The 12,256-nt window shown below is 30.2% G+C and carries 9 protein-coding genes and 1 tRNA gene; 7 read left to right on the top strand and 3 right to left on the bottom strand.

Translation table 11 applies throughout. The annotated features are described in order from the left end of the window. Positions 1-250 precede the first annotated feature (250 nt). A tRNA-Leu gene (locus tag AC1XJX_RS03720) sits at positions 251-330 on the bottom strand. 147 nt (positions 331-477) lie between these two features. On the opposite strand from AC1XJX_RS03720, the gene AC1XJX_RS03715 reads away from it, so the two are divergent. The 3 genes from AC1XJX_RS03715 to pth all read left to right on the top strand — a co-directional run bounded on the left by AC1XJX_RS03715 (position 478) and on the right by pth (position 2,797). Beyond that, complete coding sequence (locus AC1XJX_RS03715) at positions 478-1,419, top strand: ribose-phosphate pyrophosphokinase (protein ID WP_482002617.1); 942 nt, start codon at positions 478-480, stop codon at positions 1,417-1,419. A gap of 44 nt (positions 1,420-1,463) precedes the next feature. Next, positions 1,464-2,093, top strand: a complete 630-nt coding sequence (locus AC1XJX_RS03710; protein WP_482002616.1) for a 50S ribosomal protein L25/general stress protein Ctc — start codon at positions 1,464-1,466, stop codon at positions 2,091-2,093. Between the two features lie 137 nt (positions 2,094-2,230). Then, positions 2,231-2,797, top strand: coding sequence for an aminoacyl-tRNA hydrolase (gene pth / locus AC1XJX_RS03705; protein ID WP_482002615.1), 567 nt, complete (start codon positions 2,231-2,233; stop codon positions 2,795-2,797). A gap of 55 nt (positions 2,798-2,852) precedes the next feature. On the opposite strand, the gene AC1XJX_RS03700 is transcribed toward pth, so the two are convergent. Next, positions 2,853-3,533, bottom strand: coding sequence for a hypothetical protein (locus AC1XJX_RS03700; RefSeq protein ID WP_482002614.1), 681 nt, complete (start codon positions 3,531-3,533; stop codon positions 2,853-2,855). Position 3,534: 1 nt separating this feature from the next. Beyond that, positions 3,535-7,476, bottom strand: a complete 3,942-nt coding sequence (locus AC1XJX_RS03695) for a reprolysin-like metallopeptidase (protein ID WP_482002613.1) — start codon at positions 7,474-7,476, stop codon at positions 3,535-3,537. A gap of 203 nt (positions 7,477-7,679) precedes the next feature. Here AC1XJX_RS03695 and AC1XJX_RS03690 point away from each other — a divergent pair, with 203 nt between their 5' ends. The 4 genes from AC1XJX_RS03690 to AC1XJX_RS03675 all read left to right on the top strand — a co-directional run bounded on the left by AC1XJX_RS03690 (position 7,680) and on the right by AC1XJX_RS03675 (position 12,252). Continuing rightward, a complete protein-coding gene (locus AC1XJX_RS03690; RefSeq protein WP_482002612.1) occupies positions 7,680-8,612 on the top strand; it encodes a bifunctional riboflavin kinase/FAD synthetase in 933 nt (310 codons plus the stop codon). Positions 8,613-8,675: 63 nt separating this feature from the next. After that, the gene (gene serS / locus AC1XJX_RS03685; RefSeq protein WP_482002611.1) at positions 8,676-9,947 is read left to right on the top strand and encodes a serine--tRNA ligase; all 1,272 of its coding nucleotides are present in this window, start codon (positions 8,676-8,678) and stop codon (positions 9,945-9,947) included. A gap of 179 nt (positions 9,948-10,126) precedes the next feature. Next, positions 10,127-10,249 carry a hypothetical protein gene (locus tag AC1XJX_RS03680; RefSeq protein ID WP_482002610.1) on the top strand — a complete coding sequence of 41 codons (123 nt, stop codon included), beginning with the start codon at positions 10,127-10,129 and terminating at the stop codon, positions 10,247-10,249. A 227-nt stretch (positions 10,250-10,476) separates the two neighbouring features. Beyond that, on the top strand, positions 10,477-12,252 hold the full coding sequence (locus AC1XJX_RS03675; RefSeq protein WP_482002609.1) for a tetratricopeptide repeat protein: 1,776 nt from the start codon (positions 10,477-10,479) through the stop codon (positions 12,250-12,252). Positions 12,253-12,256: the final 4 nt, after the last annotated feature.

Raw genomic sequence — 12,256 nt, 5'->3', positions numbered from 1 at the left:
TTTTTTTATTATTATTTTGTTTGAATTTAAAAAAAAAAATATAAAAATTTTATTTTTTAACACATTGCAGTTCAATAATTTACGTTATAAATTATGTTAATCTGGTGACCCATTTTTTTTATTTTCAAGTGACACCGAATTAGCCCCTTTTTATATGATATCAAATGGTTTCATTTGATACCATATAAAATGCAAAAACCTGTAAATCAGATATTTACAGGTTTTTTGAATTCATTTGATACATAAAAAGTACTCAAGGTGGGAATCGAACCCACACTCCGAAGAACCGGATTTTGAATCCGGCGCGTCTACCAATTCCGCCACTTGAGCTAATTTTGGATAGCAAAAATATATATTTTTTCTAGATTATTCATAAAAATACTAGGCAATATACTTTTCAGGTTAAAATAATTGTATAAATTTGCACCTCGTTAAAAATAACATCGTGCTTGCACACTCAAAAACAATAAGTTAAGTATGCCAATTGTAATCACAGAAGCTAAAATTTTTGCATGTACACAAAGTAAAATTCTTGGTGAAAAAATAGCAAAGTCTTTTGGTGCAGAATTGGGTAATGTAATTACTTCAACTTATAGCGATGGGGAGTTTCAACCTTCTTACGAAGAATCTATCCGTGGGACAAGAATTTTTATAATTGGTTCTACAAATCCTGGTCCAGAAAACTTAATGGAAATGTTGTTAATGATAGATGCTGCTAAACGTGCATCTGCCAGACACATTACAGCTGTTTTGCCTTATTTTGGTTGGGCTAGACAAGATAGAAAAGATAAACCAAGAGTACCTATTGCAGCAAAATTAGTTGCTAAAATGCTGGAAGCAGCAGGTGCTACTCGTATTATTACCATGGATTTACATGCTGATCAAATTCAAGGATTTTTTGAAAAACCAGTAGATCATTTGTTCGCTTCAACCATCTTTTTGCCATATTTAAAAAGCTTAAACTTAGATAATCTAACCATAGCATCACCAGATATGGGGGGGTCTAAGAGAGCCTATGCATACTCTAAAGCTTTAGAAAGTGATGTAGTAATTTGTTACAAGCAACGTGCTAAAGCTAATATTATTTCTCACATGGAACTTATTGGAGATGTTACAGGTAAAAATGTTGTGTTAGTAGATGATATGGTTGATACAGCTGGCACCCTAACAAAAGCAGCCGATTTAATGATGGAACGTGGAGCGTTAAGTGTTAGAGCTATTTGTACCCACCCTATACTATCTGGAAAGGCATACGAAAACTTAAATAATTCTAAATTAGAAGAACTTATAGTAACAGACTCTATTCCAATAAAGCCATTAAGTGATAAAATTAGAGTTTTAAGTTGTGCTGATTTATTTGCAGAGGTTATGGATAAAGTCCATAATAATCAATCAATTAGTTCAAAGTTTGTGATGTAAATCACTCATAAAAGAGAATATTAATAATTATATATAAATAGAAAATGAAATCAATTACAATCAAAGGATCTCAAAGAGAAAGCGTGGGCAAAAAAGCAACAAAAGCCTTACGTAATGCTGGTCAGGTTCCTTGCGTATTATACGGAGGAGATAAGCCAGTTCATTTCAATGCAGAAGAATTAGCATTCTCTCATCTTGTATACACACCAAATGCGCACACAGTTGTGATTGCACTAGATAATGGTGATAAATACAATGCTATTTTACAAGACATTCAATTTCACCCTGTAACAGACAAAATTTTACATGTAGATTTTTATCAGTTATATGAAGACAAAGAAATTACTATGGATATTCCAGTTGTTTTTATTGGAAATTCTCGTGGTGTAAAAAATGGTGGTGTTTTACGTAAAAACAGACGTAGTTTACGTGTTAAAGCTTTACCGGCTAACTTGCCAGATTTTATTGAAGCAGATATTACACCTCTTAAAATTGGTAGTAAACTTTACATAACAACTTTAGAAAATGATGCTTATAAATTTATGCATCCAGATAATACTGTTGTTTGTTTAGTAAGACGTTCTAGAACATCAGTAGATATTGATGACGAAGATGAAGAAACAGCTGAAGGTACAGAAGCACAAACAACTGAAGCACCAGCAGCTCAAGAATAGAGAGTATTCTTAATTAAATATTAAAAAGCATTCTGTATTATTCAGGATGCTTTTTTATTTTTACAAAAACATAGAAGTTTATGTATCAATTTTTAATCAACTTATTTAGTAAGAAAAATCAAAAACAAAACGATTTAATGAAAAAGTATTTAATTGTTGGTTTAGGAAATATTGGAGAAAAATACCACAACACACGTCATAATATTGGGTTTAAAGTTTTAGATTTTTTAGCTAATGAAGAGGGATTAACTTTTGAAACTCAAAAATTAGGAGATATCTCAACATATAAATTAAAAGGACGAACTTTTATTTTATTAAAGCCAAATACCTACATGAATTTAAGTGGTAAAGCCGTTTTATATTGGTTAAATAAGGAAAATATTCCTTTAGAAAATTTACTTATTATTACAGACGATTTAAACTTGCCTTTTGGAAGTATTAGATTAAAAACAAAAGGTAGCGATGGTGGCCACAATGGATTAAAAGATATACAGGATAAATTGAGTACGACCAATTATAACCGATTTAGGTTTGGTATTAGTGACGCTTTTAGTAAAGGCAGTCAAATTGATTATGTTTTGGGGGAATGGACTGAAGAAGAAAATGTAAAAATGAAAGATCGACTAGTAAAATCAGTTGATTTGATAAAGTCTTTTGCTTTAGCTGGAATAAATATTACAATGAATAGCTTTAATGGGAAATAAAAAAGAGAAGGGACATCCTTCTCTTTTTAAATATTTGTTAAATTTAGATTGTAGATTAATTCACTCTAAATTGAAAAATTTCTGATTCTGATGAATTACCCTCACTGTCAATCGTTATAACTCTCCAATAATATGTATTTCCTGCAGCAACTGTTACATCTGTGTTAGTTATAGTTGTATTTCTTAGTAATGTTGAAGGATTCGGAGTAGTTCCAAAATATACATCATAATTAACAATATCATTATCTACATCGCTACCCTGCCAAGTTAAGGTTTGTGTGGTTATCCCAATTATATTATCACTGGATAGAGGTGAAATTAAATCAGCAGGGAACGGTGGATGAGATTCAATGGCATCTCCAGCATTATAAAATTTCCATATTTCGCTTTCAGCAGTTTGAGGAAAAGTTTCAGATTTTGAAACTACATACCAAGAATATGGGGTGCCTTTATTGATAATTATACTTAAAGAATTTGTTGTGGAGTTAGTAATAACAGTAGTTTGTGTGTTTAAGTTTTTTAAAAATAAATCATACGAGTTTGTGTTAGTAGAAGCGTTCCATCTAAAAGTAATTGAAGTTTGAGTAGGATTAACACTTGTTCCTTCATTACATTCCTGATTGTTATCAGGAAATAGTAAGGTAGCTGAAGTAGGAATTGGATCTGGTTCGTCTTTTGAACAATTGAAAGCTAATATAAGCGCGATAAAACTGAAATATAATAGGCTTTTTTTCATCTTATTTCTTAATTATTTTGTGATTTGATTGAGATTCACCAGTATTAACATTTATGATATAGATGCCAGAAGATAAATTAGAAAGGTTTAAATTAGATTTTCCATTTATGGTAGTCATGTTTTTAGTGAACAATAATTTTCCAATGCTTGAATACACATAAACTCGAATTTGTTCAATATTATTATTTACATAAATATTTAAAAGTTCCTCTCCAATAGGATTTGGGGTTAAAATAGTTTTAGAAACATTATTAATGGTTTCACTATATAAACCTTGACATTCTTTATCTGTATTAATTTGAAGTTTATTAATACCTGTTACTAAATCTAAGATTATATTACTATCAGATGTTTTGATAATAGATCCATTTAAATTGATGGTGTAAGAATTACTTCCTGAAAGCCCTAATTGAACTTTCCCAGTTAATGTATCAATTTTCGAGATTACAGAAAGATCATCAGGTTCAGTAATTGTAACATTATAACATAGAGAATAATCAGCTTCTCCACTAACTGTTATACAAATGGTATAATTACCGGCCTCTATTCCAGAAAATACTGTTGACGAAGTAAAGTTATTAGAAATATTAACGCCATTACCAGTTAATTGAGCTACATAATTAAAGGTTTCAATAGCAGAAATACTAATACTTCCATTATTACTATTACGACAAGTTTCACTACTTATTTGTAAATTAAAATTATTAGAAGGTAATGAGAATACCGAGCAACCGTTTACATCTACAGTATCACCTAGTGGTGTATCATTACAGGTGTCGTTTACATTCAAAATACCATCGTTATCAATATCATCATCACAAACATCACCGATACCATCATTATCAAAATCTGCTTGATCTGCATTTGAAATAGAGTTACAATTATCTATGTTATCAAAAACCCCATCAGCATCAGAATCAGAAGGAGGGCTGCCACATATTTCTATGCTCCAGTTATCTAAAGTTCCAATATCAGCAGGACCACTATCAACAATTTTTAATAACCAATTACCATTTGAAAATTCCGAATTAAATATTGATAAAGGTTGTTCTGGTCTAAAAGAGCCTGTAAAAGGTGCTGATCCAGTATTAATCAAACTAGAAGCATCATCATCAAAAGTAGTATTGCTATAATTGTTGCCATCATCAGTTCTTGAACTTATAAGAGTGATTTCTGTTCCATTTGGACTAGTTAATGAAACTGTTAAATCACCAATCCAAGGATGTGTTACATTTAAAGTAAGATTCACATCGGTAATAAGAACTGTTTCACTTGTAGCAATATTAATAATCGAAGTTATACCTGTAGCATTATTATCAGGTATATTAGTGGGCGTGTTGTTTGAATTAAACGATTGGCAACTTATGTTTTGAGTTGTAAAACTAAAGATTGAGGAGAATATACCATCACCACATAAGTTTTTAGGTTTTACTCGCCAGAAATAATTTGTGTTACTTGCCAGTAAATTTGTAGTAAATAAATTTGATGACACTGTGGCACTTTCAACGATATTAGTAAAACCAGCATCAGAAGCGATTTCAATATCAAATGCTTGAGCATTAGAATCATTATCCCAACTTAAATTAGTAGATACTGGAATATTTATTGCCCCGTTAGAAGGAGATGAAAGTGTTGTTGAGTTAAATGAATTACTAAAAATATTTAGAGATGCATTTGAGTCTTTAACAATAGATCCAGAAGTACCAACTACATCAAAAATATAATTACCAACTCCAACAGTAGATGTTCCAGAAATTATTAAAGTTACTAGAGTTCCGTTAGCTGAGGCACTTGTGGGATTAAAAGTAGCAACGGCACCTGAAGGCAAACCTAGTGTTGAAAAGGTTGTAGTACCAGTAAAGCCTAAAAAGGTATTGTATGTAAAATTATATAAAGCATCGGAAGGGGAACAAACATCTATTAAATTATTAGAAATTGCTATAGCAAATTCGGATTTCTGAATATTGAAATTAATAGAATTTATAGCGTAAAAAATATTATTATTTCCTTCAACCATAACTCTTGCAGTATTTGAGTCTATTCCAGTATCAGGAACAATTATGTCTGCAGAACCATTATTTGGAACATTAGAAGCTAAATTAAAAGGATATGTAAGTCCGCCATCTATTGATAGTTTAATATTAACATTTGGAGTATTTACTTGTCCTGAATCTGTTCCTGCTACATCCCAAGTAACTGTTTGATTGGATCCAACGTCCCAAGTTACATTTGAAGATTGAGATGTTACTATAAATGGACCAGAATTAGCATCAACAGTTATTTGCATTAAATCAAAACTACTTTGACCATTCAGTCCCACAGCAGTTGGTTCTCGGTCTCTCACAGTTAAAGCCCAATTTAAAGTTCTTCCGACTATAGATACAGTTTCCCATGCACTATTTATAGTTGGGTTTGTTTGTGTAAGTTGTCCAGTAATAACCCGATCTAATTTTGGAATATATCTATCTGAAGTACTAGAAGGGGGCAATGATCTGTTCATAGATCCACTAGTTAATGTAGGCCCAAAACTAGTATTAGTTACTTGCCCACTGTCTATTTGCTCCCAACAATAAGATAAGGTATCTCCTCCATTAGGATCTGTTGCAGAACCTTTTAAAATATAAGCTGTTCCTGTAGGGATAGTAAAATCATTACCAGCACTAGCTACAGGAGGGTTATTAGTTATGGGTGTTACAGTGGCACAGCTCTTCGTATCTAAATTATTAAGTATTTGATTTATACTATGGTAATGAAAATAATCATCACCATTTTGTTGTACGTTATTGGCACCAGTAATACCTGCATAAGCCATTATAGTTGTTCCACTGCCAGGTTCCGAGTTCACACCGGTTCCTTCTGTATCAAAGGCCCAAGTATGATTTGCACCCATTTGGTGCCCAATTTCATGGGCTACAAAATCAAGATCAAAGGTGTCGCCTTCAGGTATACCATTTGATGGAGAAGTAATACCACCTCCTTTATTAATATCATTAGTTGATGCACTATCATCTATACAAACACAACCAATACAACCAGCATTACCACCTCCACCAGTAGCTCCAAACATATGTCCAATATCATACGCAGCGTTACCGATAGTAGTAGTCAATGTGTTTTGTAATTGTAAATTCCAATCATTTAAATTAGTTGAATATGGGTCTGAACTAGCGTCAGTAAAAATTAATTCTGGGGCATCTACAAGAACAAAAGTTACAGCCATATCGGTTTCAAATACAGCATTTAATCTAGTTAATGTTGCATTAATTGCAGCTAATGCCCCTTCAACAGTGCCTCCGTGGTAAGTAGTATATTCTCCATTTGTAGAGACAGCTATTCTAAAAGACCTTAAAATTTGATCATTAGCATCTCTATTAGTTATAGAGTTATCAAAACTTTTGTTAATATCTTCTATGGTATTACATTCAAATGGATCTTCATATTTAGTTTTAGAGTTTTTATCATAAAGCACATAATTTTTATTACCATGACTTAAAGGTTGCAAAAAAACTGTGGGTTTGTCTAAATAAGTAATCATTGTTTGAATACCATTTGGAGAAACACTCATTCTTAATTGAGCACCTGAATTATCTGAACTAAAACCTATATATGATTTTATATTTGGATATTTAGCAGAAAGTGACTCAGAAAATACCGAAACCTCATAAACATAAAAATTTTCTGGGTTACCGTTATAACCAGGAATTTGTATCAGTCTACCTGCCTTTTTATTGTTAAAGTTTCTTAAGGGAGCATTGGCTATTTGCTTTTTAAAAGCATCTAAATCCAATTCAAAAATCTCAACCTTTTCTTCATTGATGTAAAATTCCGATAGATTATTTTTTTCAATTATTGTGGTTTTCTCCCAACTATATTTTTGAGCATATCCATAGCTATTTAGCCAGAGAAAAGTAATTGTAAGTCCGTAACGCAATTTTGATATCATTCACTTAGATTTAAGGGTGTTTCTGTAATTCTAATAACAATAATAGTTATTTTTTAAATTTTAAAAAAAAAAGACTCTGTATTTAATCAATAAAGACTTTTTCTTGTCTATATATAAAACAATTTAAGGTTAAAAAACCCTAAGTGTATGGTATCCTTTTTTTATATAGGTATTATATCTAATTTTGCATAAAAGCATTTTCGTTGAAAATAAAAAGCATATTAGAGTCTTTCGATAAAAAAGAATCGGTAGTAACCATTGGTACTTTTGATGGTGTTCATATAGGGCATCAAAAAATAATAAAACGTCTTATTAATACTGCTAAAATAAATGGATTAAAGTCTGTTATACTTACTTTTTTTCCACATCCACGAATGGTTTTGCAAAAAGATTCAAACATTAAACTTATAAATACTATTGATGAGCGCTACAAAATTTTAGAAGCTTTAGGGATAGATTATTTACTTGTTAAAAAGTTTACAAAAGAATTTTCGAGACTTTCAGCCGAAGATTTTGTAAAACAAATTTTAGTAGAAAAATTAAATGCTAAAAAAGTGATTATAGGTTACGACCATAGATTTGGAAGAAATAGAAATGCTGACATAAATGATTTAAAAGTTTTTGGGAATACTTATAGTTTTGATGTTGAAGAAATTTCAGCTCAAGATATTGATGATGTTTCGGTAAGTTCAACAAAAATTAGGCAAGCTTTAATTGAGGGAGACATTGAAAAAGCTAACAGTTTTTTAGGATATCATTTTATGTTAAGTGGAACAGTTGTTAAGGGAAAAGGCTTAGGAAAAAAAATTCAGTATCCTACTGCGAATATTCATGTAGCAGAGGACTACAAAATTATACCTAAACAAGGGGTTTATATTGTGAAATCCATAATGAGTGATATCGTATTTTATGGTATGATGAATATTGGTGTCAATCCAACAGTAAATGGGAATTCACAAACCATAGAAGTGCATTTCTTTAATTTTAATAAAGATATTTACCATAAAAAAATTCAAATAGATTTGTTACATCGCATCCGTGATGAGGAAAAGTTCGAATCTATTGAAGCCTTAAAAATGCAATTAGCAAATGATGAGGTAACCGCACTAGCTTATATAAAAACTCATTTTATTTAAGTTTCATTTAACCCTTTAAATATCTTATCAATTCATTAAATTTGTCTCTTAAATTCCTTTTACATGTTACAAGTTGCCTTTATTAGAGAAAACAAAGATTTAGTTATTAAACGCCTTGAAAAGCGAAACATGGATGCATCAGAAATGATAAATAATGTTATAGCTTTTGATGAAGATAGAAGACGTATTCAAGCTGAACTTGATAATACATTGGCAGAATCTAATGCATTATCTAAAGAAATAGGAAACTTATATAAATCTGGCGAACCACAAAAAGCTAATATTTTAAAAGAAAAAACAGCTCTTTTAAAGGATGTATCAAAAGAACTTTCAGATGCATTAAATAACAAAGTAGAAGCTTTAACCGAATTGTTATATAAAATACCAAATATCCCAAACGATTTGGTTAAAAGAGGAAATTCAGAGTTAGATAACGAAGAGATTTTTACAGCTGGGGAAATTCCTAAATTGCATGCTAATGCACTTCCTCATTGGGAGTTGGCGAAAAAGTACGACATTATAGATTTTGAGCTTGGTAATAAAATTACAGGAGCAGGATTTCCAGTTTATAAAGGGAAAGGAGCGAAGTTACAACGTGCTTTAATAACCTATTTTTTAGATAAAAACACAGCAGCTGGTTATACCGAATACCAATTACCACATTTAGTAAATGAAGCTTCTGGTTTTGGCACCGGGCAATTACCAGATAAAGAAGGACAAATGTATCATATTACTGAAGATAATTTGTATTTAATACCTACCGCAGAAGTACCGGGGACTAATATTTTTAGGGATGTGGTTTTAAATGAAAGTGATTTACCTATTGGTATTACTGGTTATACACCTTGTTTCCGTCGTGAGGCAGGTAGTTATGGAGCACATGTAAGAGGTTTAAACAGATTGCATCAATTTGATAAAGTTGAAATTATTAGAGTAGAACATCCAACAAAATCTTATCAAGCATTAGATGAAATGGTTGATCATGTAAAAGATATTTTAAAAGAATTAAAACTTCCATATAGAATATTACGTTTATGTGGTGGAGACACCTCTTTTGCATCAGCATTAACCTATGATTTTGAAGTATTTTCAACGGCGCAAGATAGATGGTTAGAAATATCTTCTGTTTCAAATTTTGAAACATTTCAAGCAAACCGTTTAAAACTTCGATTTAAAAATAGCGAAGGGAAAAACGAACTAGCACATACATTAAACGGTAGTTCTTTGGCATTACCAAGAGTTTTAGCTGGAATTTTAGAAAATTATCAAACAGAAAATGGTATAGAAATACCTGAGGTTTTACAACCTTATACAGGTTTTAAAATTATAGATTAGTTTTATTTTTCAAAAACCATAAAAGAAAATAAATTCTTACAAATTTTATAAAATAAGTTTTTTTAATCGACGAAATACAAATTTATTTCGTTGTTTGACCATTTTTATTCATTTCTTTTGGAGTTTTAGTTTATATTTTTCAAATTAGTAGTCCCAAAAATATGTAACCTACTAACCCAATGAAAAATTTTAAACGTATTGTACTTTTAATCACTTTAATTTTTGTTGCAAGTAAAGTATTATTTTCAGATTTTGAGATCATTAAGTCTGAAAATAAAATTTCAGTTGTTGCAACTAAATAGTTAATTTGTTTTTTTAAATAAATTCAGTAAAGTATTTACAAAAGATTTTTTTGCTAATAGTCATTTCTGGTAATTCAGAAATTTAAGACTGTCCCCAATCTCGAGTATTTAAATTAACGTTAGTTAATAGCATATTATTTTTGGTTGGTTAGTGCCCGAATTTTATTCGGGCATTTTTTATAATAATATTTACAAATAGTAAAAATCACATTTGCTATCTTTACAATATGAGATTTCTTTTAATACTATGTATTCTTATTTCTGGTTCGGCTATATCACAAAATGATATTATTGCTAAAGAATATTTTAAAAATGGTGAATACGAAAAAGCGCTTATTGAGTATAAGAAGTTATATTCAAATGCCACTTCAAACATTAATTATATTAATCAAATAATAAGTACCCATCAAGAATTAGAACAATATGATGAGGCTGAAAGTTTTTTACAGAATTTACTAGAAAGGATTAATTACCCTGCATTTATTGTTGAATTAGGTTATAATTATCAACTTAAAAACGATTTAGTAAACGCACAAGTTTATTATAAAAAAGCTTTAGAAAGTATCGATACAAAACCTAGTAATGTGTTTTCTGTAGCTAGAAGTTTTCAAAATCATTCCCTTTTAGATGAAGCTATAATAGCCTACGAAAATGCAATGGTTTTAAACCCCGACTTTAATTTTAATTTACAATTAGCTCAAATTTACGGTGAACAAGGTAATATTGAAAGAATGTTTAATAGCTATATAAATTTTGTTGAAGTAAATCCTGCGACAGTTAGAGATATAAAGCGCTCAATAAACGATTTTATAACTGAACAAAGTACTAGTGGTAATAATATTTTGTTCAGAAAAATTCTACTCAAAAAAATTCAAGAACAACCTAATTTATTATGGAATGATTTATTGAGTTGGCTTTTTGTTCAGCAAAAAGATTTTAATAAAGCCTTTACCCAAGAAAAAGCAATTTTTAATAGAAACCAACAAAGCTTAAGCCGAATTGAAGATTTAGCTTTAATCACTTTAAACGAAAATGAAAACGAGACTGCTAAAGAAATACTTACGTATTTAACTGAAAACGCTCAAGATTCAGACACTAAATTAGAAGCTCATAATAACTTATTGCAACTTCAAATAAAAGAATCCTCAAAAGAGCAGTATATAACTATAAAAAATACCTATTTAGAGCTTTTTAAAATATTTGGTTTACAAACTCAAACATTGAATTTACAAATCTCATATGCCCACTTTTTGGCTTTTTACATGAACGAAACAAAAGATGCAACATCTTTTTTAGAAAACATTTTAATTTTACCAATCAACGAATTAGAAAAGGCTAAAGTGAAATTAGAATTAGGCGATATTTTATTACTTCAAGAAAAGTTTAATCAAGCATTAATTTATTATACACAAATACAACGCAATTTAAAAAACAGCACCATTTCTCAAGAAGCTCGTTTTAAAGTTGCTAAAGCAAGTTACTATAAAGGCGATTTTAAATGGGCAGAATCTCAACTAAAAATCTTAAAAGCCTCAACATCACAACTTATTGCTAATGATGCACTCGATTTAAAACTACTTATATCAGATAATAAATATGAAGATTCTCTTCAATCGGCCTTAAAATTATATGCAAAAGCAGATTTATTGGCGTTTCAAAATAGAAACGAAGAGGCTATTTTATTGTTAGATAAAATTTTGAAAGATCATAAAACAGAGCCTATTATAGCACAAGCATTATACAAACAAGCTCAATTATTTGAAATGAAATCTCAATTTGAAAAGGCGAAAGATAATTACGAAACTATTATTGAAAATTATAGTGACGGTATTTTAATTGATGATGCTTATTATCATTTAGCTGAAATTTATCAAAAGCAATTAAATCTTCCCGAAAAGGCAAAACAACTCTATGAGCAAATTATCTTTAATCATGCAGACAGCATTTATTTTGTAGAAGCAAGAAAACGATTTAGATTATTACGTGGTGATGCCATAAATTAGTTTA

This window comes from Flaviramulus sp., assembly GCF_982512915.1.
Note: the sequence above shows the minus strand (reverse complement) of the source record. Positions and strands in the feature narration are given on the sequence as shown.